The organism is Leptospira weilii (assembly GCF_006874765.1).
In the GTDB taxonomy this organism is placed as follows: domain Bacteria; phylum Spirochaetota; class Leptospiria; order Leptospirales; family Leptospiraceae; genus Leptospira; species Leptospira weilii.
The window spans coordinates 922,047-946,500 of the sequence record NZ_CP040840.1 but is presented as its reverse complement, the minus strand read 5'-3'; the positions used below and the strand labels follow the sequence as shown (position 1 = coordinate 946,500).

At 41.3% G+C, this 24,454-nt stretch carries 20 protein-coding genes and 3 pseudogenes; 7 read left to right on the top strand and 16 right to left on the bottom strand.

The genetic code is table 11. The features are described from left to right. Positions 1–591: 591 nt before the first annotated feature. Positions 592–2,490, bottom strand: coding sequence for a DUF1561 domain-containing protein (locus FHG67_RS04580; RefSeq protein ID WP_142499664.1), 1,899 nt, complete (start codon positions 2,488–2,490; stop codon positions 592–594). A 129-nt stretch (positions 2,491–2,619) separates the two neighbouring features. Here FHG67_RS04580 and FHG67_RS04575 point away from each other — a divergent pair. Both FHG67_RS04575 and FHG67_RS04570 read left to right on the top strand, forming a co-directional pair. After that, positions 2,620–3,081, top strand: a pseudogene (locus tag FHG67_RS04575) (IS630 family transposase); the annotation flags it as partial. 250 nt (positions 3,082–3,331) lie between these two features. Next, positions 3,332–3,658: pseudogene (locus FHG67_RS04570) on the top strand (transposase); the annotation flags it as partial. 23 nt (positions 3,659–3,681) lie between these two features. Here the strand turns inward: FHG67_RS04570 and FHG67_RS04565 are convergent. From FHG67_RS04565 to FHG67_RS04515, 9 genes and pseudogenes are all read right to left on the bottom strand, one after another. Next, positions 3,682–3,815, bottom strand: a pseudogene (locus FHG67_RS04565) (transposase); the annotation flags it as partial. A 103-nt stretch (positions 3,816–3,918) separates the two neighbouring features. After that, positions 3,919–4,032, bottom strand: coding sequence for an IS66 family insertion sequence element accessory protein TnpB (gene tnpB / locus FHG67_RS04560; protein WP_002614482.1), 114 nt, complete (start codon positions 4,030–4,032; stop codon positions 3,919–3,921). Between the two features lie 19 nt (positions 4,033–4,051). Continuing rightward, positions 4,052–4,321 carry an IS66 family insertion sequence element accessory protein TnpA gene (tnpA, locus tag FHG67_RS22205; RefSeq protein ID WP_420844356.1) on the bottom strand — a complete coding sequence of 90 codons (270 nt, stop codon included), beginning with the start codon at positions 4,319–4,321 and terminating at the stop codon, positions 4,052–4,054. A gap of 80 nt (positions 4,322–4,401) precedes the next feature. Then, positions 4,402–5,814, bottom strand: coding sequence for an endostatin-like outer membrane lipoprotein LenF (gene lenF / locus FHG67_RS04550; RefSeq protein WP_142499663.1), 1,413 nt, complete (start codon positions 5,812–5,814; stop codon positions 4,402–4,404). Between the two features lie 539 nt (positions 5,815–6,353). Then, positions 6,354–9,674 carry a carbamoyl-phosphate synthase large subunit gene (carB, locus tag FHG67_RS04545; RefSeq protein WP_061222006.1) on the bottom strand — a complete coding sequence of 1,107 codons (3,321 nt, stop codon included), beginning with the start codon at positions 9,672–9,674 and terminating at the stop codon, positions 6,354–6,356. A 41-nt stretch (positions 9,675–9,715) separates the two neighbouring features. Beyond that, positions 9,716–12,187, bottom strand: coding sequence for a sulfatase-like hydrolase/transferase (locus FHG67_RS04540; RefSeq protein ID WP_142499662.1), 2,472 nt, complete (start codon positions 12,185–12,187; stop codon positions 9,716–9,718). Positions 12,188–12,784: 597 nt separating this feature from the next. Further along, a complete protein-coding gene (locus tag FHG67_RS04525; protein ID WP_002614464.1) occupies positions 12,785–13,429 on the bottom strand; it encodes an RsmD family RNA methyltransferase in 645 nt (214 codons plus the stop codon). Positions 13,430–13,433: 4 nt separating this feature from the next. After that, complete coding sequence (locus tag FHG67_RS04520; protein WP_036058271.1) at positions 13,434–14,012, bottom strand: hypothetical protein; 579 nt, start codon at positions 14,010–14,012, stop codon at positions 13,434–13,436. Next, a complete protein-coding gene (locus FHG67_RS04515) occupies positions 14,009–14,209 on the bottom strand; it encodes a hypothetical protein (RefSeq protein ID WP_002745160.1) in 201 nt (66 codons plus the stop codon). Before FHG67_RS04515 ends, FHG67_RS04520 begins: the two co-directional genes overlap by 4 nt. Before the next feature lie 97 nt (positions 14,210–14,306). Between FHG67_RS04515 and FHG67_RS04510 the strand changes: the two genes are divergently transcribed. From FHG67_RS04510 to FHG67_RS04495, 4 genes are all read left to right on the top strand, one after another. Next, on the top strand, positions 14,307–15,305 hold the full coding sequence (locus FHG67_RS04510; RefSeq protein ID WP_004499194.1) for a hypothetical protein: 999 nt from the start codon (positions 14,307–14,309) through the stop codon (positions 15,303–15,305). Positions 15,306–15,321: 16 nt separating this feature from the next. Continuing rightward, entirely contained in the window at positions 15,322–15,732 is a 411-nt protein-coding gene (locus FHG67_RS04505) for an LIC12806 family lipoprotein (RefSeq protein WP_036058272.1), read from the top strand. A 272-nt stretch (positions 15,733–16,004) separates the two neighbouring features. Continuing rightward, complete coding sequence (locus FHG67_RS04500) at positions 16,005–16,706, top strand: response regulator (RefSeq protein ID WP_004495995.1); 702 nt, start codon at positions 16,005–16,007, stop codon at positions 16,704–16,706. Continuing rightward, positions 16,707–18,545, top strand: coding sequence for a sensor histidine kinase (locus FHG67_RS04495; RefSeq protein WP_004496025.1), 1,839 nt, complete (start codon positions 16,707–16,709; stop codon positions 18,543–18,545). A 259-nt stretch (positions 18,546–18,804) separates the two neighbouring features. Here the strand turns inward: FHG67_RS04495 and FHG67_RS04485 are convergent, their stop codons facing one another. The 6 genes from FHG67_RS04485 to FHG67_RS04460 all read right to left on the bottom strand — a co-directional run bounded on the left by FHG67_RS04485 (position 18,805) and on the right by FHG67_RS04460 (position 23,563). Then, positions 18,805–19,242 carry a PIN domain-containing protein gene (locus FHG67_RS04485; RefSeq protein WP_036058273.1) on the bottom strand — a complete coding sequence of 146 codons (438 nt, stop codon included), beginning with the start codon at positions 19,240–19,242 and terminating at the stop codon, positions 18,805–18,807. Between the two features lie 11 nt (positions 19,243–19,253). Continuing rightward, positions 19,254–19,550, bottom strand: a complete 297-nt coding sequence (locus tag FHG67_RS04480) for a type II toxin-antitoxin system Phd/YefM family antitoxin (RefSeq protein ID WP_002614475.1) — start codon at positions 19,548–19,550, stop codon at positions 19,254–19,256. Positions 19,551–19,606: 56 nt separating this feature from the next. Continuing rightward, on the bottom strand, positions 19,607–20,524 hold the full coding sequence (locus FHG67_RS04475) for an energy transducer TonB family protein (protein ID WP_004496018.1): 918 nt from the start codon (positions 20,522–20,524) through the stop codon (positions 19,607–19,609). Then, entirely contained in the window at positions 20,499–21,524 is a 1,026-nt protein-coding gene (gene ruvB / locus FHG67_RS04470; protein ID WP_004499213.1) for a Holliday junction branch migration DNA helicase RuvB, read from the bottom strand. The genes FHG67_RS04475 and ruvB overlap by 26 nt, the downstream gene beginning before the upstream one ends. Then, entirely contained in the window at positions 21,525–22,694 is a 1,170-nt protein-coding gene (locus FHG67_RS04465) for a S1C family serine protease (RefSeq protein WP_020983311.1), read from the bottom strand. It lies immediately after the preceding gene. Between the two features lie 215 nt (positions 22,695–22,909). Beyond that, the gene (locus FHG67_RS04460; RefSeq protein WP_078123675.1) at positions 22,910–23,563 is read right to left on the bottom strand and encodes a trypsin-like peptidase domain-containing protein; all 654 of its coding nucleotides are present in this window, start codon (positions 23,561–23,563) and stop codon (positions 22,910–22,912) included. A 102-nt stretch (positions 23,564–23,665) separates the two neighbouring features. Here FHG67_RS04460 and tmk point away from each other — a divergent pair, with 102 nt between their 5' ends. Beyond that, positions 23,666–24,283 carry a dTMP kinase gene (gene tmk, locus FHG67_RS04455; RefSeq protein ID WP_020983323.1) on the top strand — a complete coding sequence of 206 codons (618 nt, stop codon included), beginning with the start codon at positions 23,666–23,668 and terminating at the stop codon, positions 24,281–24,283. Positions 24,284–24,454: the final 171 nt, after the last annotated feature.

The following is a 24,454-nucleotide window of genomic DNA, read 5'->3' as shown; positions in this document are numbered from 1 at the left end:
AAGCTCTGCGCCTGAGTTTCTTCGTAAGCGACCTAAGTTGCGACCCATAGGGAGTCAACTTATTGAGTTCAGGTAAGCTCTGCGCCTGAGTTTCTTCGTAAGCGACCTAAACACCGCCTCATAGGAAGGTGTTTACTGAGTTTAGGAGAACTTCCCTCCTAAGTTTCCCTGACTTTAAGTGGCGGGAAGACTCGGGAGATTTTTCTCTATCAGAAAATCATACTTTTTGCAAGTAAAAAGTCTCATTCTTGCCGGAACACCTGAAAAATATCAGTTTTTGATCCTTATGATCCCAAAAGCCTTCTTAACTTGTGGGGTTTGGTTATGAGTCTATAGACTAAGCCAGTCAATAATTCTACGAGTTCCGAAGAAACGTTTAAACCCGTCTGCCATGAAAATCAAATCAAACTCCTGAAAAGATTCAATCCGGAATATCAAGAAAAGCACATACGCAGATTCTATCAGCGGACTTAGTATTCTGTGGACACTTTCACAACTTTGGGATAGACTTTTAGCAAATTAGTCAATTTCTTTCAGAAGTAATGTAAGATGAATCCTGTTACCATACAAATCGACAGGATCGGCTCATAATTACAGCAGCGTGCACCTGCCTCCTCCAGAGCACTGATTCACCGATGCGCTGGTTGGATATCCTCCCGTACCTCTTCTGTCGTCCCCTTCTCCAGTGCAATTCCTGTTAGAAATTATGAAGTCAAATGTATTATGATAAACCTCCCTCAACTGTATAGTTATAAGTATCATCAGAATTCTATTTGGTAGTTCTAGGTAATTCATTACCTGGAACGGATCCGTGGTGGGTGTTAAATATTCCCTATAGAGGTCAAATGGTACCGAATACGCGTTCGTTTGAATTACCACTAGCCCTTGAGTATCCCTAAGAATTGGAACGGAATGCCACCCCATAGTTCCATCCGGACGTAACTGCGAGAATACCCCCAACCAAATGCTTCCGGGAGGAGAATTAATAAGCGAATTTATGTGAGATATTATCTCAGGCCGAGTAGCGAATTCACGTGAGGGAACCCAGTTGTACTGAGGCAACATAGTCCTAGCCGATGCTAATGCCAGTCTTCTGTTTGAGTAATTGACGGGATCATACACTTGAGGTACGTCCGTCAGCAGCATGTTTAACAACGGATAACGTTGTTCAAACGATACAAAAGGATTCCTATAATAAACTGTATCGAAGAAGTAGCCTCCGCTCCGAAGAGGTCCTTGAGAATGATACTCCTGGAGTTCTGCCAACATCTGGAAACCATGAAGCAGACAAACACCACATACACCACGTGCCTGTCCACTACTTGTAGGTGAAGACGAAGTCGCTATCTCATAGAGCCTCCGAATCCAATCATCAGTTAATTGAAAGTCAGGGGGTAAGGTCCTTTTTACTCTTTTATAGGCAAGACTCTCCTTATTACCCGCTGGACAATATTGCTCTGTCTTTCCAAGATTGCCGGTTGTGTAACGTATCCAATCTAGTAAATCTCCATCAACTACGAACAAAGACGTAGGACTATTGGTAGTATCTGTTTTCAAAAAAGAGGGCTTAACTGCATAAGCAACACCCCAATTTGGTCCTTTCTCAGTAACTCTGAGAATATTTCCTTTATAGTCTTTGATCATTCCTCCCTCTTCAGTTTGAAGATAAACATTCCAATAAGCGGGGTTATCCTTACTGGTAAGTGCATCACTACATGATACCCATTGAATCCAATTCCATTTATAACTACCTACCTTAGAATACATGCAATAGAGCGATCCGCTAACAGGATTGTATTGAGCAAGATGTCCGTTCTCAGGATTGTAGTAGAGAGATGTAGTATTTTTTTTTGAGCCTTTTGAATGAATAAAGTAACGCCTATTTTCCAAATTCCAAGCTATGGAAGTCTTAATACTGATGTTGCCGGGAGTCGCCACAGTTTGAGCCCAATCTTTCATTGAAGAGTCCAAGGTATGGTTATAACCATCCTTAGAATTTTTTGAGATATAGGCATACCACTTCACATCTTTCAAGCGATACCGTCCATCTGAAGTCCAAAAGGCATTTTCCTTTATGATCCATCGCTGCAAAGGGTCATTGATAGTACAAGGTCTTAAGTTCACATAACCCTGGTTTGCCTCTCCCTTAACTACTTTCTCCGGAGCAGTAATACACAACCACGTGTCTTGAATGTGATAAGAAATTCTTTGAAACACATCGTACCTTGCATTAGCAACTCCCTGTTCCCAACATTGCTCAATCTGAATATAACTTTCACCACCGCTAAAAACAGGAGCATAACAAAACTTTCCCCCGTCATGTATAACGATCTTGATAGCTTTATCTTTCGGATTATCTGCTGGCTTTTGAACTATGGAACCAGGAATAGCATTCGATAGAATATGGATAAGCGCAGGACTCACCCCGTAAGAAAGGTCAACTCCAATTGAAACTGACAAAACTACTATTGGAACTATCAAACGAATCATTTTCACATCCTCTTTCTTTGAAAAATTAAGACGTAATCATGTAAAACCATAGGGACATGAGACCAACATAATTGCCAAGTATATTATGATTCCTACAAAAAAGAGTATCAATAATATCCAATTGTCATAATGCAAAGATTAGAGCGGGAAAAATTAAAACGCTTGGAAAAGCGTAGGTTGAAGGAATCGATTTACTGAAGAAAGGCTACACGTGCTACGGAGTATCAAAAAAGCTTGGAGTCAGTAAGCAATCGGTAATGCGTTGGCGAGATAGATATGAATCGGAAGGAATCGAAGGAGTAAAATGGAATGGTCAACGAGGCCGACCGACCAAGTTGACTACTTCAGAGAAGAAAGAATTAAAAAGAATCATCTTGAAAGGTCCGATCAGTAACGGTTATCCGAATGAACTCTGGTCAACGTATCGCGTATCGGAAATCATACGAAAAGAATTCGGAGTAACGTATCATCAAGATTATGTGGGAACTCTCTTACATCAATTAGGGTTTTCGTATCAAAAACCTAAAAGAAGAGCGTTGGAAAGAGATGAAAAGGCAATTGAAACTTGGAAAACGAAAACTTGGCCGGATATGCCAATAGGACGCATGAAAATAATATTATGATAATTTTATTTCGAAAATTAGAATGTTGGAATATATCTATAAAAATTCCGAAATTCCTGATTTAACTTATTTTTTGAGAATCGCCTTACTTTTGCAAAATCGAACATTTATTTTTAAGTACTATTTTCATACGTCCGAGTAGTAAAAAAGCAAAGGATGAAAGGTTTAAGATCCTATTTTTGGATGAAAGCGGAATCAGCCAGAATCCGTATGACTTGGAGCTTATTTATTTTTTAAAGATACTTCTAAAGAAAAATCGCAAAAAGATTTTAATAGTTTGGGATAATCTATCTGTTCGTAAAAGCAAAGCAATGAATGAATTTTTAAAAGAGAATGAGAAAAGACTTAGATTAGAAATTTTTCCCCCTTATGCTCCGGAGTTAAATCCGCAAGAATATATCTGGTGTCGTTGAAAGAAAAGCTATATGGCTAATTTTTGCCCGGAGAATCTTAGCCAATTGATTCAAAGAACAAAATCTACTTTAAGAATATTGAAATCAAATACTATCAGTTTCGATAGTTATTGGAGACAAGCTGGCATTTAGGTACTTATTTTTATATGGATCAGTAGAAGGATTTTATCAACTAAGGGCATTCATTTATTTTCATATTCTTTTTTAATTTTGTTATGAGTTGAATTCCTTCTTCATAAAGACTTTCAAACAAAGATTGACTGACATAACCTCTATCTCCGAAAAGTTTACAGCGCATCCCAAAACTTCATTTTACTTTACCAAAGGGTCAAGCTGCAAGATTCTGTCCAATCCCGATTTTTTCTTACGGAAAAAACCGGGACTGGACAGGTTCAAAAGAGAAATATGCTCTCTTCATACGGATCCTTTTTCATTTTACCTTCTACGATCATCGCAAGTGTATTGATCGATTTCCTTAAACCCGTAACTCCGGGTCGCAAATACACTTTTCCATTTCCCAGAGGTCTAAACCAAATTATAGATTGATTGGGAGATGTGCCTACCCAATAAATCTATTTTGAGAATCAAAAATTCAGATCCAAACGTTAGGTCGGCTTGCACGACCGAGGAGAGAATTTCTACAAAGCCATCTCTATCACGTTTTTTAGATCGCCTCTCCCAATCATTCGTATTTTTGATCCCGCGCTTTTTACAATACTCTCGTTGGGATAACCCGCTTTTGGAAAAAGCGGTAAACTCTTTGGACCGGTCGGTATTCGTTTTTTCATCAAGCATAGTTTAACTCAATTGTGATATTTCCGAAAGGTACGTTTGATTAGGTGGTTACATTCTAAAACCATCATTCGATCTTTCCCTCATTGTTCCACGCAGACCAGACCTAAGTTATACGGACCATAGGATGTACGAGTACTGGAACAACTTGCGGTAAAGCTTCCTCCCGCCGAAATCTTCGCTGCAATAATATCCGAGTCCGTACGAGTCGAACTCCCAAACGATCCATAACGAGCGGCAACAGAACTACTCCAGGAGTCACAAGCAACCGGTACTCCTCCAGGTTTCCAAGTTGTCCAATTCGAATTTAAGCCGGTCCACTGACCAGACTCACGCTGAAGTGTAAACGGATTTTCCAGTTTTGCGCCGTTTGCAAAATCAAACATACCGAAACTATTCGTGGTCATTACAATCGCACCGTCCTCAGCTCTTCGATACTGTTGATTCGGTTGGAACACCCAGTTTACTTGTCCATCCATGGAGTTAGGACCTACTGTAGTAGCTACTCTATTGACTCCGTCCGTTAGCATTGCTTTGTAGATTCCAGTACGAGGAATATTCGAAGGAATATTGTTCTGACAAAACGCATCCGCTCCAGAAATTCCCCCAAAGTTTCCATTGTGAACAACACCGAAAGACGATGTCGTAAAGATATATCTTGGAGGAGGAGGTTGTTCCACACAAACCAGACCGAATTTATAAGGGCCATTGTCTGAGCCGACGCTGGCACAATTTGCGGTAAAGATTTCTCCCGTCGAAATCTTCGCTGCGAGAATGTCCGAGTCCGTACGAGTCGAACTCCCAAACGACCCATAAAGAGCGGCAGTCGAACTATTCCAGGAATCACAAGCAACCGGTACACCTTCAGATTTCCAAGTTGTCCAATCCGAATTTAAGCCGGTCCACTGACCGGAAGCGGCAATTTGCGTAAACGGATTTTCCAGTTTTGCACCGCTTGCAAAATCAAACATACCGGAACTATTCGTGGTCATTACAATCGCACCGTCCTCAGCTCTTAGATATTTTTGATTCGGTTGGAACACCCAGTTTACTTGCCCATTCTTGGAGTTAGGACCCACTGTAGTCGCTACTCTATTGACTCCGTCCGTTAGCATTGCTTTGTAGATTCCAGAGCGAGGAGTATTCGAAGGAATGTTCGAAGGAATATTGCTCTGACAAAACGCATCCGCTTCAGAAATTCCTCCAAAGTTTCCATGGTGAAGAACACCGAAAGACGATGTCGTAAAGATATACGGGGTGATGCTAAGTGGAAAAGCAGACTGTAGGTTTTGCACACTCTGAAGCTGATTCCCATCCACAATTCGATCTGTTGCCGTACGATTTTTAGTACAATCCAATCCTACACATCGCTGTTGGTTAGATACAAGAGAAAGTAATCCGCTTAAAACCGCATTATCATCAGATGACTTATTCAAACACGCGACAAATACCAGCGTGAAAGCTGATAAGATCGTAAATTTATATTTAATTTTCATAATCTTTGATTTACTCCTAAAATTACGAGAAATTCTAAATCTAATCCGTTGGCACTATTGGCCCAAAAAACACAAAAGATTCATCTTCCCCGCATATGTGATAACCTAACAAACATAAGTTTATTTTTTTCAAAAATTTCGAAATATAGTTATTTTTTTACATATTTGATACAGAATAAATCTTTTTAACTACAGCATTTAAATTTCAGCTAACATCAATTTAACGCTCCAAAAATCAATTTTACTTAAAAGTAAAATCGGAAGATTAAAACTATTATATTTCTATCCCTTAAAAATTGAAAAACTAAGCATAAAAGCCTATTTTCAGAAAATTAGAAAATATGAATATTGTGAAAAATTTTTCCAATTCGTTTAGCGCAGAGGAATGTTTAAGTTCGCTCATAAGTATTACTTACTTTTTTGCGAATTGATATATTTATGAATTACCAATAGAGTTGTTGAAAAATTCCATGATTCAGATTAACAAAGCCGCTTCAAACGCCGATTTCAATCGGCCTAAGATATTTTTGAGATAGCTTTTAAAGACTTTTCGGCATCGCGTGAATTTCTTGGAGAGAATGGATTGTAAAACCCTTGTTTTTCATTTCCACCATTCCTTTGATGAGAGCTTTAGCGGCGTTGGATGTGGTCAAACAAGGAACCTTAAATCTTATAGCCGCCTGACGGATCGTAAAACTATCGTCTCTCGTGACTCTTGAAAGAGGAGTGTTGATGATCAGATGAATCTTATTCTCTCTGATATAATCCAAAGCCGTGGGAAATATTTCGTCGTAGACCTTGTTGATCTTGGAAGAAAGAATTCCATTGTCCGAAAGAAATTTATGAGTTCCCGAAGTCGCGATCAGATTGAAACCTAGTTCGGAAAGATCCTTGATATAAGAAAGAAGCTCCGACTTGGTCTTGTCGTTGATACTTACAAAAACTGTCCCTTGAGAAGGAAGTTCGTCACCGGCCATATATTGAGATTTCAAAAATGCCTCCCCGACAGTGGAAGCGATCCCCATTACTTCTCCGGTGGAACGCATCTCCGGACCTAAAATCGTATCGACTCCCGGAAATTTATTAAACGGAAGAACGACTTCTTTTACGGAAACCTGAGAGAACGCCATTTCTTTCGGAAGAGGAAGGCTTTTCAAAGATTCTCCCATCATAATCCGAGTTGCGTATTTTACAATCGGATGGCCAAGAGCCTTAGACACAAACGGAACGGTCCTTGAGGCTCTCGGATTCACTTCGATGATATAAAGGACTTCATTCTTTACCGCATATTGAATGTTGATGAGACCCTTGACTTGAAGTTCCAAAGCAAGATCCACGGTCGCTCTACGAATTTCATCCATCATATTTTTGGAAAGCGTTTGCGGAGGAAGAATACAAGCCGAATCCCCGCTATGGACCCCAGCCTCTTCGATGTGTTCCATGATGCCGGTAACGAAAACTTCTTTTCCATCGCAGAGGGCATCCACATCAACTTCCACCGCATCCTCCAAAAAGGAATCAATCAAAAGAGGTCTGTCTTTGGAGATCTCTTCCGCCTTTTCCATGTAACGATCGAGTTCTTTCTCCTCATTGATGATGAGCATCGCTCTTCCTCCCAGAACGTAACTCGGACGAACTAACACCGGATAGGTGATCTTTTGGGCGATCTCCCTCGCCTCTTCCATAGAAGTTGCGATCCCGCTTTCTGGAGAATTTAGTTTCAATTTTTCTAATACTTCGACAAAACGTTTTCTGTCTTCGGCGCGGTCGATGGAATCCGGACTTGTTCCTAAAATTTTAACCCCTTTTCTTTCCAGATCCTTTGCGAGTTTGAGAGGAGTCTGACCGCCGAATTGAATGATGACACCTTCCGGTTTTTCGTTTTGATAAATACGATATACGTCCTCCAGGGTCAGAGGCTCGAAGTAAAGACGATCCGACGTATCGTAATCCGTCGAAACGGTTTCCGGATTCGAATTGACCATAATGGACTCGATTCCCAAGTCCTGAAGAGCGTAGGAAGCCTGACAACAGCAGTAATCGAACTCGATCCCCTGGCCGATCCGATTCGGACCTCCTCCGAGAATCATCACGGACTTAGTAGAAGTCACATCGGACTCGTCCTCTTCGTCGTAAGAAGAATAGAAATAAGGAGTATAAGCCTCGAATTCTCCCGCGCAAGTATCGATTCTTTTGTAAACGGGAAGAATCTTTTCAGAACCGAGCTTGGTTTCAATTTCCTCTTCCGATTTTTTGAGAAGATTCTGAATTTCCGTTTTTTTCAGATCCACCCTGAGCTCGCCGTCGAGCAGATCCAGAATCCGTTTTTTATTCTTTAGAAATGATAGTTGTCTGTTGGAAAAACCGGCTTGTTTCATTTTGGAAAGAACCAAATTTCCCTTTTCGGAATATTCCTTTTCCAATTTGAGAAGGTCTTCCATCTGCCACAGGAACCAGCGATCCACCTTGCAAAGATCGTGGATCTGATCCACGGTGTATTCCTCGTCGAAAGCGAGCTTGATGTAAAAAATACGCTTATCGTTCGGACGTTTCAGAAAGGAATCGATCCATTCCTTTCTTTGATCACTATTTAAACTTCTTGCATATAATAATTCCTGAAAGTATCCGTCTGAACCGAAGCCGTAGCGGTCGATTTCAAGAGAACGAAGCGCCTTCTGAAAACTTTCCTTAAACGTCCTACCGATCGCCATCGCCTCGCCGACCGCTTTCATCTGAACTCCCAAAGTATCGTCGGTTCCCGGAAATTTTTCAAAGGCAAAACGGGGCACTTTTGTTACTACATAGTCGATCGAAGGCTCAAAAGAAGCCGGAGTTACGCGAGTGATATCGTTCTTAATTTCGTCTAACGTATAACCGATGGAAAGAAGAGCGGCGATCTTTGCGATCGGAAATCCGGTCGCTTTGGAAGCCAAAGCCGAAGAGCGGGAAACCCTCGGGTTCATCTCGATTACGATCACGTCTCCGTTTACCGGGTTGACCGCGAACTGAATGTTGGAACCGCCCGTCTCTACTCCGATTTCTCGAATGATAGCGATCGACATATCTCTTAAGTTTTGATATTCCTTATCGGACAGAGTTTGTTGAGGGGCCACAGTGATGGAATCGCCCGTATGAACTCCCATCGGATCTATGTTTTCGATCGAACAGATAATAACTACGTTATCCGCCAGATCCCGCATAACCTCGAGTTCGAATTCTTTCCAACCTAGAACCGATTCTTCCAAAAGAACCTGACTGATAGGAGAAGCCTTGAGTCCTTTTGAAACGACTTCTTCGAACGTTTCTTCGGTGTAAGCGATTCCACCTCCGGTACCGCCGAGAGTAAACGCCGGACGAACAATGAGAGGGAGCCCGAGCTTTTTTTTGATTTCGGCGGCGTCTGTGAGATTGTTCGCCAGACCGGATGCGGGAACTCTCACACCGATTTTTTCCATCGCCTTCTTGAAAAGTTCTCTGTCTTCTGCTTTTTTGATCGCGTCCACTTTGGCGCCGATCAATTCCACATTGTATTTTTCCAAAAGCCCCGCGGAGTTGCAGGCGAGAGCTAGGTTGAGAGCGGTCTGACCTCCGACCGTGGGAAGAATTGCGTCCGGTTTTTCTTTCTCAAGAATTTTTTGAACGACTGAAACCGTCATCGGTTCCACGTAAGTCGCGTCCGCAAGATCGGGGTCGGTCATGATCGTCGCCGGATTTGAATTCAGTAAAATAACACGAATCCCTTTTTCTTTCAGGGCTTTGGCGGCTTGAGTTCCGGAATAATCAAACTCACACGCCTGTCCGATAACGATCGGACCGGATCCCAGGATGAGTACGGAGCGTATATCTTCTCTTCTAGGCATACTAAAATACAGATTTTTAGTTTAGCCCTATCCTTCAAGCATCAATTCGACAAGGGGAGCAAATACTCTCCTGCTTTCTTGAATTTTCCGGAAGAAATCAGAAACGAAACAAGAGAATCTTTCAGAGAAGAACACTCTTGAATCGCAAGAGGCTTTTCGTTCCAAGGATCGGCAATCCGATCGTAACAACGCCAAAACACACCGTTCTCCGAAGGAATGTAGATGAGTTTACGGGTCGTATTCTGAAACATCCTATGTTTGGAAATGATCACACTCTCCTTCGCGTAAGAATCTCCGATCGAAATAAAAGGAAACTCTCCCGACTCAATCGAATGCAAATGAAGAATGTCGGGATAGTAAATTCTTTCCTTTTGATAAAAATGATTTCCCAAATCACTAAACCAAATTCCAGTTTCACCGTAGACATTTCGAGAATCTTTCCAAGTCTGAAAACTCAAACCCGCGGACAAATCCCTTCCAAAACGATTTTTCAATTCGTTTCGCAAATTCTCGCGTAAGGAAAAATCCCGTACCCGGTTTGCGACGAACGAAAGTAAAGTCGGAAACAGATCCAGGGAACTACTGATTCCGGCAAATCTCCGACCAGCGCCGACATTTCGAGGGAATTTAATGAGCAAAGGAATATGAGTCACAGCCTCCCCTCTCAGATGTTCACCGTGTCCGTGACTATGATCGGCTTCAAACAAGGATTCCCCATGATCGCTCGTTAAAACGATCAGAGTGGAATCGTAAATCCCTTCCTTTTTTAAGTGTTCCAAAATTTTTCCGACCGAGTCGTCAAAAGAATAAATCGAAGCCTGAAAGAGCCCTCGAATCTGTTCCTGATCGTAGCTCGAAAGTTCGGAAGAATCGCTCGGATTCACAAATTTGAAATACTTAAATTTTCCATAATATTCAGAATTTGTAAATATTTTGTAATACGGATACGGAGGACTGAATGGGAAATGCGTCACAGAGGAAAAAAAGACCGTAAAAAATGGATTCCCCTCCTTTTTTAATCCGGCCAAAAGATCCGGAAGAATTTTAGAATCGTCCCCCAAACTCGGAAATCCGCGAATTGCCTCGAAATATTCTCCCGCGCCCGGAATCGAACCGGTCACGATCGGAAGAAGAAAAATCTGAGTTTCTAAAATCCTTTGCGCCGTGAGAATTCCAGCGTGAAAGATCGGAGCTTTTACGGATCGAAACCCCCAATCGGCTCGAGGAAAAATATCCCCCGCAAACGAAGAAACGACCCGCGTTTTGTATCCGAGTTGCGACAAAAGTTTCGGAAGCGTTTTAGAAACATTACCGCTCAAACCCTCCCGATCCTTTATATCCGGAAACATATCCTGAATTCCGTGTACGAAGCTGGGTTGTCCCGTGAGCAAATCCGCCCAAGCGGGGAAAGTCCTGGGAATCGTAGTATGATGATCTTGGAATATTATAGAATCCTTCGCAAGTGAATCGATATGAGGCGTCAATCCCGCCTTACCTTGTGCGTATCCCATTTTATCATAACGAAGACTATCCGCGCTCAGAATCAGAATGTTCGGAAAACCTTCCGCACTCAGAACGGTATTTTCCGGAACTTCTTTGCTCCAAGTTAGAGTTGAGGTAAAAATTCCAAGACAACTTTTCGAAGAAGCGAAACAAATCAGAGAGGAACAAATAGTAAAAAGTAAAACGAGGGCGATTCGATTCCAATTTGCATTCTTCAAATTTACGGTTCGAACCGGATCAAAAATCGCAACCATCTCGTTCTCAAAAACTCGAGTGGAAAGATAGAAGATAGTCGCGCTCAAAATCCCCAAAAGACTTCCGCAAGAATGAGACCAAAAGAGCAAAAAACAAAACAAAACGAAAAATATAAAACGGGAACGGTTTCGTTTTAATATTAAGAAAACAGAATGTATTACGATACAAACTCCCAAAATTCCGAGCGCGATCGCCAGCGGAATCCAGGGAGAAACCCAATCCGTCAGGAAAAATAAAAAGAAACGCAAAAACGGAAATCGATAAAAGAAAAATTCTCCGTAGAGCTGGGGATAAAAAATCACAGAATGGCACCAAAGAAGAAACACAAATACTCCGAAAATCCAAGAGACTTTTCGACAGTAGTTTTCTTTTTCAATTTCGACGTCCTTGTCGATAAAAGTATCGTGGAAGGAATCAGAATTTTCACCCGATAAAATCCTATCTTTCGACAAACGATCGATAAGAGACAGGCCGGTCGAAACTTTTTTTTCATTCCCAAAAAACGCAGAAGAAAGGAGCAAACCGATCGCACCGAACAAAATTCCGCTCGCAATCAAAGTTTGAATATAATCTTTTAAGAATAAAGGCAGAATGGATAAAAAGAGGGACTTGAATTCGGAAAGATCCACTCCCATAAACCGAAACGAAGAGTTTAAAATCAAGGTCGCAAAAGAAATCCCCATTCCGATCGCAAAAAATCGAAGATATAATCTTACGGATTTCTCCGCCAATAGAATTGCGATCATCTTCGGCATAAACTTTCCGCGATTCTCATTTTAAGAACATTTTCGAAAATCAGATCTCGCTTTCGACCAACATTTTCTTTTACTTGTTCCGACAAGCGACCTTTCTGAAAAAAGGTTTTAAGTCGAACCCTAAATTCTCGAGAGACAGGATAAAAGAAAAAGTTTACTTCCGCAAGATTCAAATGATAAATTCCACAATCGAACTTTGATTGATTATAAGACAAACCCTTGCCACACTGTATTAAAAACTTTTTCTCCGCAAAAAACCTACCAAATTTCATTTTACTACTCGGACGTATGGATAGAATACTATGATAAACTTATTTCGAAAATTAGAATGTTGGAATCTCCCTTTAAAAAGTCGGGATTTCCCGATTCGACTTAATTTTTGAGAACCGCTGTACTTTTGCAAAATCAATCGTTTCTTTTCGAATATCATTTTCATACGTCCCAGGTAATGCGCGCTTTAAGTCCCGATCAAACCATTTTTTGCGCTTATCGTCGGGATTACGACCGGCCTATTTTACAACACTTTCGGAATCTTTCCAAAAAAGAAAAGCCGGATTAAAATCGATTCCCCAAAATAGAATTCAACTTTTCGAATATTCAATCTTCATTTTCACGAAACGAAGATATATCTTCCGAAATTTCGGATACATTTTCGTTCGGAAGTTGAGAAACGTTCCAAACTCCGTTCGCACGAAAAGTTAAGAAATTCTTTCCGAACTTTCTGGTTTCAAAACCGGGCCAGTCCGGATCGATCGGAGACTGAATAAAAACGGCTACGGTGGCGGTGTCGTTTAACAAAAAGTCCAGAAGAGACTTGATTTTTTCCTTTTTCTTATCCCAGAAGGAATACGGAGGATCTAAAAAATAGATCTTCGATTTTTCGGGAATATCGAGTTTATTATAAAAACGGAATACGTCTTTTCTATTGATTTCGGAGTTGTCTCCGAATTTTGCGAAAAGTTTTCGAAGGTTGTCCGATCTTTCCCAAGCCAACTCGTATAAAACGACTCTTGCAAATCCTCGACTCATTGCTTCCAAAGCCATCTGTCCCGAACCCGCGAAAAAATCCACAAACGCGGATTCTTCAAGTATCAATCTTCCTTTTAAAACCAAAGAGCCAACGATATCAAAAACTGATTTTTTTAAAATCGCGGGAGTAAAGTTCGTGTTTCCCGCGACGGCAATAGGCGTTTCTATCGATTTACCTTTGAGCTTCCCGGCCTGTACCTTGAGTGCTTTCACATTTTTACTCCGTTTTTTTTTCGACGCTCAATTCTAAGATCCGAATCTTTTTCGCCAACTTTTCGGCCGATTTCAATTCTCTAAGTTTGAGAAGAATTTGTCTCACTTCCGAAAATTTTCCAGCTCCGTATAAAATACAAGCATAGGTGTAAAGCCCTTCCGCATAACGCACCGAAGATGTTCCGTTTTCGGTAAAAATCTTTCCCCAATAAATTCCAGAAGATTCGTCTTCCAATACCAGACAACGTTCTAAAAATAAAAACACAGAATTGTAAAAAATTCCAGGGTGAGATCCCTTCTTTTCATAGATACTTCTCAAAGTTTTATCGATCTCTTCCGGATCTTTTTCTGCGGAGGTATATAAAAGTAGAATCCTATAATCAATCTCCTCTTTCTGAAGTGCGGCCCGGGAAACCTTTACTAAGGTATCATAGTTTCCTTTTTTGTAAAAATCGTAAACGTCGCCGAAATCGGTCGGTAAGACCGAACCGTGAGGAAACAAAACAAATAGAACAAATACGGACACGAGGGACCGGTTGGCACAATTCTTGGCGAATCGCCGAACCGGCCCAGTATTTTTCAAAACTCGATTACTACAGAGGAGCCGCACATCGGACAAATCGCCCCTTCGAGGCCGTAATCTTCGGCTTCGTAAGCGTCCTCTTCCCAACGATGATCGCAATCTTCACAAGCAAACGTTAATACCTCTTCTCCGGTCCCATCCTCATCGTAACCGGTCTCAACTTCAAAATCTTCATCAAAATCATAATCGTAAGGCATAGAAATCCAACGGAATCAGGGGAGACTAAGGTGTCAAGTTTTAGGGAATTCAAAAAATACGTGAACCCAGAATGGGTGTATAAAAAATCGACGAAGTATGCTGTATCAATCCGGCCTGAAAAGTTATAAAAAGAAAACCAGTTATAAACCTTACATTCTTGTCGCTCTTATGCTGATTTTAGGCGGAACGGGATTTTTTTTCCAGCAGAGTATTAAAAACCTATTCGCGGGTGATAGAAAAATTCTTCTCGAAAAAGAAAGAAAAAACATCCAACAACAAATCCATTCGGGAACTCTCGAAGAAGGCTCCGTGAAAAATTTCCAAAACGCCGCCAAAGATTACGTTCACGCGAATCCTTCGGATGAATTGGGATATTTTTATATTGCATTAGGAAATTATAATTCATTTTTGCTTAACGGGTTCTCTTTCGACTCGGGAACCTTGGTAAAGCTCGCCTATTCGGGATTCAACGACTTTCTTAAGGAAGACGAATCGTATCTTCCGATCCTGGAGGAAATGTACCGAAACGCGCTTCGCGCCAAGGCGATCGATCCCGCGATCGGCGAAAATCCGGATAACGAAGTGATGATCGCATTTGGGGAAACGGTCAAACAGCATCTTTCCAAAAAATCCCTCACTCATCTCTTAAATTCGATCCCGTACGACAAGATCAGCCCCGAATTTAAAATCAGCTATACCTGGATTGCAATCTTAGGGGCGTCCTTATCGGGAGATACGGAATTCTTAAAACGCAATCTCGCAAGTCCGGAATCCAGCGGATCGATTCTTCTCACCGAAAGAGAAGCTCTTTTTTTAATCGGACTTTCCGAATTCCGTGCAGGCCAGTATGTTTCTTCCCTGAACTTCATCCGTAAGGTTAGAAACGAAAACGAAGACTTTATCACGATCGGATCTTGGATTTTAGAAGCGAAAATTTTCAGACTTCAAAATCTACACGCAAAATCAATCGCGATTTTAGAAGAACTTTATCCAAAGGTGGAAAAGAGAAGGGAGGACATTATCCGACTCGTAAAAGAAATTATCGATGAAAAGCCGACTCTTAAAACGAAACTCGATTTGGAATCGACTCGGTAAAATTTTTAGAAACCAAATGTTAAACGAAACAAGATTTCCTCTGATCCCGAAAATTCTCAAAGGATTTATTGTAATCGTATCCGCACCCTCATTTACAGCTTGGACCGTTTCTTGCGGACTTAAGCCCGTTCCCCCTCCCGCAGGAAAGTTCTGCGACGTCTGGCACAAACCGGTTGAATGTGTGGAATTGAATTTCAGAAAAGGAATCGGCGACCTAGGCCAAGGCCCGCTTCCCTTACGGATGAAAAGCGTGGTTCTTTATGATTTAGAAATTGAAGACAAACAAAACGTCCTCATAGAAGTTCTTCACGAACACAGAGTGAGAATTACCTTTCCCGGAAAAGAATCCAGACTGTACCTTAAGATCAAGGATCCAGAAGAACGCAAACGAAGATGGGAAAAAGCAAGGGAAGAACTTTTTAAATGAATAGGGCGTATTGCACCACTATTTTCGAACGATTTTTAGAAAACAAGGGGCGTATTGAATTCGGAAAGCGAGTTTCAACGAAAAAGCATAAACTTTTCATTCGCCTTCCCAAACCGAATAAAACGGCTCTATAAGGTTCGTCGGCTCAAACAAAAGCCTTTTTTAATTGGCGCGTTTTTAGTTCGCAACTTAAGAACTTACTTTTAGCAAAGCTAAAATGAGCGAGTAAAAAACAATTTACCAATTGAAATGAATTCGTATAATCAAAGCCGATGATACGTTCGCAAATTTCACAAAAGACCAAATCCCCTTATTTGGTTTCCATCATCGAAGACAATCAACACACTGCCCTCAATCTTCAGGAACTTATTTCCAAGTCCCCCGATTTTCGATTTTTAAAACACTATCCCGACTCTCAAAAAGCGATCGAAGGCATTCCGGAAGATATCCCCGATATCGTGATCCTAGACATAGGACTTCCCGGAAAGAGCGGATTGGAATGTCTCAAAGAACTCAAAGAGAAAACGCCTAACACTAAATATGTGATCTTTACCGTTTTTGAAGACGAAGAAAAAATAGTAGAGGCGATCCAAGGGGGAGTATCCGGCTATCTCTTGAAGGATACTTCTCCCGAACTTTTCCTTGCTGAACTCAAAGTTATCGTGTTAGGAGGCGCTCCGCTTACCCCTAGAATTGCGGACAAGATCATTCGAGAATTCACAAAAAAAGAGGAAACCCAAAATCCGCCGATCCAAAACACCCTGGGACTTACGAAAAGACAACTTCAGATTCTTAATTTCGTGGCGCTTGGAATGACCGTTGCGGATATCGCGGACGAACTCGATATTTCCGGTCATACGGTCAGCAGACATATCGAAAAGATTTATAAAAAGATGGAAGTGCATTCCAAATCCGAAGCCATCATCCGAGGAAGAAGAATGGGAATTATACGAGACGTTCCAGGGTATCCTTAAATGCCCGCAAAGAGAATATTCGTATTTTTTAATTTTATTATATTATTTTCCTTTTCTATCGGTTGTTCACTTCCGTTTGTTTTCCAGCAAAAGCCTATCGCCGAAAAAGGGATCATCGACCTTAGGAAATTCAATTTCGCGGAAAATGTAACCGAATTAAACGGAGACTGGGAATTTTACTGGAAGGAATTGGCGTACGGCAGTCGTTCAATCCCCAAAACTCCCTCTTATTTTCCAGTCCCAGGGATCTGGAGGGACTACGATCCTAACTTCACTCCGGAAGGTTATGCGACTTATCGTCTGCGCGTGTTATGCGGTTATAAATATCCCAATTTAAAGATCAGAATTCCCAGGCTTCCGGGAGTTTACGAAGTCTATTTCGACGACCATAAAGTTTATTCGAACGGTTTTGCCGGAACCGGTCCCTTAGACACGGTATTTTCAGAGCATCCATTGATGACAAATATCGTCGTACCCTCTGAAGATTTTTACATCACCGTAACCGTTTCCACCTTCAAAGGAAATTATCTCAAAGGTGGAATTCGAAAACCGTTCCAAATCGGATCAGGAAAGGCAATCGATTTGGAGGAAAAAAGGGAAGAATGGAGAGAGATGATCCTAATCGTCGTTATCTTTTCTTTCGGAATCTATCACGTGGTATTCTTTTTTTCCTATAGAAAAGATCCGATCCCTCTCTATTTCACCGCGTTTTGTTTTTTAGTTTCCGGATATTCTTTCGTCACCTCCGAAATTCAATTTATGGCTCTTCCGGATCTTTCCTTGGATTTGAGACTACGGATAAAATTTTTTTGCGAGATCGCATTTTTCCCCACCTCTTTCCTAATGCTTCGTAAGATGTTTCCGCTTCAGTTCAATCGGAAATGGATTCAAATCGCAATTGGAACGAGTACGATTTTCTTTTTCGGAATTTTCGCTTTAAACGAACGGAATATAGTCCTGTTTTATTCTTGGTTTATGTATTTTCCCCCGCTTTACGCATTGATTTTGATTATAGGCACAGCAACCACTTTTAAGGCCAAAGAACTTTTCACTGGTTTTGTTCTGGCGTTTACGATGATGAACGACGGAATTTACGGTTTATACGAGATTTATGCCTTATATCCGTACAGCTTCCCTTTGGGTCTTATCGCTTTTGTCGCATTAAATTCTTATATTATTTCCTCAAGATTCGCGGAAGATCTGGAAAGAGCGAAAGAATTCGCACAACTTCAAATCAGATACAACGAGCAACTCAAACTACAAGCGCAGGAAAGAACGAGGATCGCGTCGGATATTCACGACTCCATAGGGTCCGAGCTTACAGCGATTCTTTTCGAGTTGGAATCCAAAGATAAAAACGATTCCACATTGAAAAAACTCAAATCGGAAGTGAATCATCTCATTTCGAACGTAAGAGATATCGTATTTCTTATGCACCATCAGGGAAACAATCAGGAACTCGTGGAAGAAGTGATAAAAAGGTACGGAGACAGAATCCAACGCACCGGAACCATAGAAGTTAAAATGGAAATTGAAGACGTTTCCAATTTCATACATCTGGATCAATGTCTACACGTCCAAAAAATCTTTTTAGAAGTCGCGTCCAATATTCTCAGACATTCAGAAGCGAAGAAGATCCAAATTTCCTGGAAGAAAGAAGGAAAAAAACTGATTTTAAAACTGACAGACGATGGGAAAAAGTTCGAGATCAACCCGGAAGAGGTTTCCGGAATCGGAATGAGCAGTATTCGAATGAGATCCGAAAAATTGGGAGCAAGCTACGTTTTCCATTTCACAGATTCGGAAAATTCATTCGAACTAAATATTCCGATTTCCTAATAAAACGTAAGTTCGACGTAAGTAAAATTGGGGAATCAGAAACTAAAGTGCAACGACTCCTTGAACTCAGCGAATGCCTCTTTTGTGAATCGACATTCGGGGAGTGAAACACCGAGTTAACGCTTACGCATTTGTTATACCGAACTCAAGTTACTCATCTCTACAGAATAGAGTGTTCAAAATTTTGCGCCTAAACGCGGGATTTGTCCTCAAATGGACGGTATTCTATTTTATAGGGATCAGTAATAAGGATTCTTCGTCACAAAACTTCACAAAGTTTAAAATCCATATCGGATGCAATTTTCCTAATATTCTTATCGTAAGTGCAAATCGTAATACGGTCTTTTAAAACGTCTGCGATCAACGAAGCGGTACTCAAATGAATCGAATCCAAGGATTTCAAAAAAGTCAGTTTCTCGTTTTTCCGAATTTTTTCATAAATTTCCGAACCGATTCGTTTTAAATGAATCTCCGATAAAAGGTCTTTTTGCCTGGTCAATTTTTCCGTTAGCCAAACTTTACTTAAAACCTTTCGATTTTCTCTGTAGATTTTATGAATATTGATGAATGATTCGATTTCGAGCAGACTGGAAGAAAATCTGTAATCGTCCCCTATCCAACTTTCATACGATAGTTCGTAATTGGTATCTTCAAAAATGATGGAAAGAAAAAAGCTAGTATCGATATAAACAGCCATGAAAAGGGAAATCAATCCCGATCTTCATAGTATGTTTTCATCCAATCCAACTGAAACTTTTCTTTTACTTTGGACGGCGGCTTTAAAACAGTAGATTTTCTTTTTGCTTTTAAGAGAAAACCGCTTTTTTGTTCTTTCTCAATATAACTTTCGACTGTTAGATCCGAATTTAGAGTATCAGAAACAGGTTTTTTGATTTCGGCAATGATTCGACTGTGATCGGTCACAAGAATCGTTTCCCCTTCTTTTACAAGGCGTAAAAACGTATTCAAGTTTTCTTTAAGATTCTTGACCCCGACAGTTTTCATATCTCCAATAACGTGGCCCCGAAAATTGTAAAGTCAACCGGTTTTTACCAAAAAAATCAGCGAGTCCGCATCATCGGAAAGATAAAGTTGATTCCGAAAATCATTCCCTGTGCTTTGACTTCTTCTGGAACCTTTCCGAAATTTTGTCCTCGGATAGAATCGACACAAGCCTGACTAACCACGTCCTGCCCCTGACTCGAAACGAGTCTCGTATCCAGAACCTGGCCGCTTTCGCTTAGCATAAAAAGAACTTTGACTTGTCCAGGCAGAATTCCTTCTCGAATTACAGTTCCCGCCATATCTCGATACGCGTAATTTCCTCCGCCGGGAGGTGCAAAACTACCTTCGATCTGTTTCAACATCCGTTTGAAGTATTCGTAACCTGCGAGTTTTTTTCTAGGAATCGAAAGCGCTTGATTCCCGTCCCAACGAAAAAGAAAGTCTTGTTCGAATCGATAGTTAAACGGAATCTTCGTCATTCTTCCGTAGGTCTGAGAGCTTTGTTTGGTTTCTTCCGTAGTGGTGGTTTGCACTGGGTCGATCTTATAAATTCCCACTTCAAAAACTTTCTCGTCGTTCTTTTCTTTAGCCTCCTGTTTCTGCGCTTCGGAAGGCCTTCTCGCCATACTGCCCATGATAAATTCACGAAAGGGACTCGCGGAATGAAATCCTTCCTTCTTCGTGATTCCCCCTGCGCCCGCGGCGTCCACGTTGGAAAGGGCCTTGTATTCGTCTTTGATATTCTTATCCACAAAGTCTTGTTCAAGAAGTACTTCGTAGATCTTTTCTTTTTCCTCATTACTTTCCATTTTGACCATGGGTTCGCTTCCGAGAATTTTCCAGAGCATATTACGTGTGAGTAAATGTGCGGTAAAAAAAGACGCGAGTACAAGAACTAGAAAGGATGCATAGATCAACCTTTGGTCGTCTTCGGGAATTCCGGAATATTCAGAATAGAGTCGGGTCTTGTCCATGGTTTTCGGAAAAATCTTCCATTCGTTTCAATTGCCGATAGGCCTTTTCGGTCGCCACCCTACCGGCGGGAGTTCGATTGATGAGTCCGATCCGAACCATAAATGATTCGTAAGTATCTTCGATAGTTTTCTCTTCTTCTCCGACTACGACAGCAATCGCCTTTAAACCTACAGGGCCCCCCTTATAACGATCGATCATACAACCCAGTATTTGTCGATCCATACCATCCAATCCCAGGTCGTCAATCCCCATCTTTTCGAACGCCTTGAGACAAAGATCCTTTTTCACGGAAAGATTACCTTCTACTTCGCTAAAGTCCCGAATTCTTTTTAAAAGATGATTTGCAATTCGGGGGGTTTTACGAGAACGTTTTCCGATTTCCAAGGCAGCATCATTTTCGATCTTAACTCCCAAAATCCGAGAAGAACGTAAAACGATCTCCTTCATCTCTTCATCGTTGTAATAATCCAGCCTCAATTGAATTCCGAAACGGCTTTTGAGAGGTTCGCTGATCAGTCCGCTTCTGGTAGTCGCTCCGACTAAGGTGAACGGTTTGAGAGGAATTTGAACCATTTGAGCGGTCACTCCTTCTCCGATCACTAGATCGATCATATAATTCTCCATCGCCGGATAGAGAATCTCTTCGAGTTTTTTATGAAGAGTATGGATCTCGTCTATGAATAGAATTTCATTCTCACCCATACCCGTAAGTAGGCGCGCAAGATCGGCGCCTTTGGTAATCACGGGGGCCGAGGTGATGGTGAGTCTGGTTCCGAGTTCGTTGGAAACGATTCCAGCAAGAGTTGTCTTTCCAAGCCCGGGAGGGCCGGAAATCAAAACGTGATCGAGCGCTCGCTTTCGATTTTTAGCGGCCTGAACGTAAACTGTAAGATTATCGAGAACTTCCTTCTGACCTATAAATTCGGAAAGAAGAGAAGGACGTAGGCCCGACTCTTCTTCAAATTCTTCCTCAGGATTAAGCGTATGGGATTTTGCCAATCAGTTCGGTCTTTCCTTAAGTTGGATCGAGATTCTAGAAACGTTTCCCTGACGCATAACTGTAACGGTGATACGATCACCTACCTTACTCTTCTTAACCGTGCTGACCACTTCCTCCGGAGAATTGATTTTAGTTCCGGAAATTTCAGTGATCACATCCATCAACTGAATTCCGGCACGATCCGCCGGAGAATCATTCATGATCTGAACGACAACCGCACCGCCCGAAATATTCAACTTCTTTGCGTCTTCCTCATGAAGATAATCCACTCCGACTCCAAGCCAAGCCTGTGCGGGACGTTTGACCTTACCGGTGGTTTTTAATTCTTCCATGATCGCTTTCGCTTCGTTAATCGGAATCGCAAATCCGATTCCCACCGAACCCCCACTCTGAGAAGCGATCATACGATTGATACCAATTACACGACCGTTGATATCGAGAAGCGGGCCGCCGGAATTTCCCTGATTGATGGAAGCGTCCGTTTGAAGATAATGAACTCCGCTATTATCGATTCCGGTTCTACCGACCGCACTGACAATCCCCGCGGTCAGAGACTGTTCGTAACCCAGAGGGGCCCCAATTGCAATCGCCCAGTCCCCGACTTTTACCGCGGAAGAATCCCCAAGTTCGATCGGAACAATTTCACCGTCTGGCTTGATTTTTAAAAGAGCCAAATCAATCACAGGATCAGAGCCGACAAGTTCCGCGTTAAATGTCTTACCCGTTTTTAAACGAACGGTGAGTTTATCCATGGAGCGAACCACATGTTCGTTGGTTAAAATATATCCCTGAGTATTGAGAATAATCCCCGAACCGAGCCCGGTTTGTTTTTGTTTCATCACTCTTCCGCTTCCACCTTGATGACCTCTGCCGAAGAATTGATCGAAGAAAGGATCTCCGAAAGGTCCGGAATGAACGGGAACGTTTTGAATTTTTTCCGTAGCGATGGAAACTACGCTTGGAGAAGCGGTTTGATAAACTTCCTCAAAGGCTTGTTGAATCGTGATCGCCTGACGAGTCGCCGGACTAGGCTCCCTATCACCTTTAGCATTTAAAAAAAGAGGACTGCTTTGACCAGTTCCACAAAACATGACAGGAGATAAGAACGCTCCGAGCAGAAGTGAAATGCTTACGATCGCAACATACTTCAGTTTTTCCATGTTTTTCATTGAATTCTATCCCTCTGAAAATGTATTTCCATTTGGTATCTAAAAGAATCGGCTCGCTTCTATGACTGTCAAGTTAGATTTGGAAGCCAGTCCTTAGAGTACACATTCGATTAAACAAGTTGGATTTAAACGAAAGGGAGAATCCTTCCGTTTTCACTCTTAGACCGAGCCACCCAGAAAAGAGTTTCCGTTTTCATCCGACAAATCGAGAAGATTTACAAATCGGGAGTCCGGTTTTTGGATTTTGGCTGATTGGATTCCCGATTCTTTTTGATCTGAATTTTTGCATTGATATATTTTCGAATCGCCGCTTCTCCTCTTTGAAGAGTATAATAATCCAACTTTTCCACGGGAACGATATCTTCATCCGGAGTGACTTGCAAAATCGCTAAATCGATTTTTTTATCCTGACCGATGATGACCGCTTCGTAGGATTTACCTGATTTTGACTTCACCAAAAGATGATCGTAAGTCCCGATCACATGAGCGTTCGTAAGAATGTAACCCTGCGGATTCAGAACAATTCCATAGCCGAGGGTAACCAAAACTTTTTCCAGAAAATGCCCGCCCTTAGAATGAAGAAACCGAGATTTGGTCGTTTTTTCAGCGAGAATCGAAACCGAACTTGCGGAAGAACTCGGATAGACTTCTTCAAAAATATGATGTACTCGAACTTTATTTTTGGGATAGCGCAAAAGAGAAGAATGATGATCGGAATGAGGAGATTCTTCGGAAAGAATCTCCTGCTTACCTTCGATTTCTGGCTCCGTCTCTTTTGTTTGTGCAATCGGAGAAAAACAGTAGAAATGAAATAACCCGAAATAAAGAATCACTCCGAAAAATTTCAAAATCGAAAAATATGGGCCCATAACGGAATTTTCATTGGATTCTCAATTTCCAAAAGAATCCATGTAGATAGAATGATTTCGTATAAATCCCCCTTTGTCAAGAATTGAATCGGAACCGTAAAAATGAAGATCGAAAAACCAATCTTTGCAGTTTTTGAAGGAATCGATGGAAGCGGTAAATCGACTCTTTGCAAATCCTTAACCGAAAGACTTACGGAACGAGGAATTTCTTCCGTAAACTTTACCGAACCCACAAACTTTGAAACTGGAGAATACCTCCGAAAATTCTTAAGAGGAGAAATAGAACTTGGAAGAGAAGAACAAATCAACGCGTTTTTAAACGACAGAGAAGAATCTTTAAGACAAAACATCCTTCCTTCTTTAGAATCCGGTAGAAACGTTTTACTGGATCGTTATATGTATTCCACCGCCGCTTATCAGAGCGGCGAAGATCTTCTTCCCGAATCAATTATCGAAAAAAATTTGAATAGGAACTTTAGGATTCCGGATCTTCTATTTTATTTGGATCTTAATCCCGTAATCGCATTCGAAAGGCTGAGTCGAAGAAAAAAAAATAAAGAAAGATTCGAAACGTTAGCTCAACTTGAAAAAATTCGTTCCGCCTATGATAGGATTCTTCCGAAAGAAACGATCCGAATCGACGGCGAAAAAGGTCCGGATCAAATCGTTTTCGAATGTCTGGAAATTTTTTTAAAAAACGTTAATAGGAAACTCCTATAAAATCCGAAAACAACCACTACTCAATCCAATTTCAGCGTAAAATTGTCATTTGGTGAACGTAATTTCTAAATAGGAATCAATAAAATGCAGAGTGTTTATCTGTTTGTAGATGAAGAACCTTATCTGTATCACGGAGAAAATGTAGATATGGAAAATTTAGAATATATAAAA

Coding starts and splice junctions, on each gene's coding strand:
- lenF (WP_142499663.1), bottom strand. CDS start 5,814: ATGAAAATTAAATATAAATTTACGATCTTATCAGCTTTCACGCTGGTA.
- FHG67_RS04510 (WP_004499194.1), top strand. CDS start 14,307: ATGCTGTATCAATCCGGCCTGAAAAGTTATAAAAAGAAAACCAGTTAT.
- FHG67_RS04480 (WP_002614475.1), bottom strand. CDS start 19,550: ATGAAAACTGTCGGGGTCAAGAATCTTAAAGAAAACTTGAATACGTTT.
- FHG67_RS04540 (WP_142499662.1), bottom strand. CDS start 12,187: ATGCCGAAGATGATCGCAATTCTATTGGCGGAGAAATCCGTAAGATTA.
- carB (WP_061222006.1), bottom strand. CDS start 9,674: ATGCCTAGAAGAGAAGATATACGCTCCGTACTCATCCTGGGATCCGGT.
- tmk (WP_020983323.1), top strand. CDS start 23,666: ATGAAGATCGAAAAACCAATCTTTGCAGTTTTTGAAGGAATCGATGGA.
- FHG67_RS04505 (WP_036058272.1), top strand. CDS start 15,322: ATGTTAAACGAAACAAGATTTCCTCTGATCCCGAAAATTCTCAAAGGA.
- FHG67_RS04485 (WP_036058273.1), bottom strand. CDS start 19,242: ATGGCTGTTTATATCGATACTAGCTTTTTTCTTTCCATCATTTTTGAA.
- tnpA (WP_420844356.1), bottom strand. CDS start 4,321: ATGCTTGATGAAAAAACGAATACCGACCGGTCCAAAGAGTTTACCGCT.
- FHG67_RS04500 (WP_004495995.1), top strand. CDS start 16,005: ATGATACGTTCGCAAATTTCACAAAAGACCAAATCCCCTTATTTGGTT.
- FHG67_RS04465 (WP_020983311.1), bottom strand. CDS start 22,694: ATGAAAAACATGGAAAAACTGAAGTATGTTGCGATCGTAAGCATTTCA.
- FHG67_RS04515 (WP_002745160.1), bottom strand. CDS start 14,209: ATGCCTTACGATTATGATTTTGATGAAGATTTTGAAGTTGAGACCGGT.
- FHG67_RS04460 (WP_078123675.1), bottom strand. CDS start 23,563: ATGGGCCCATATTTTTCGATTTTGAAATTTTTCGGAGTGATTCTTTAT.
- FHG67_RS04495 (WP_004496025.1), top strand. CDS start 16,707: ATGCCCGCAAAGAGAATATTCGTATTTTTTAATTTTATTATATTATTT.
- FHG67_RS04580 (WP_142499664.1), bottom strand. CDS start 2,490: ATGATTCGTTTGATAGTTCCAATAGTAGTTTTGTCAGTTTCAATTGGA.
- FHG67_RS04475 (WP_004496018.1), bottom strand. CDS start 20,524: ATGGACAAGACCCGACTCTATTCTGAATATTCCGGAATTCCCGAAGAC.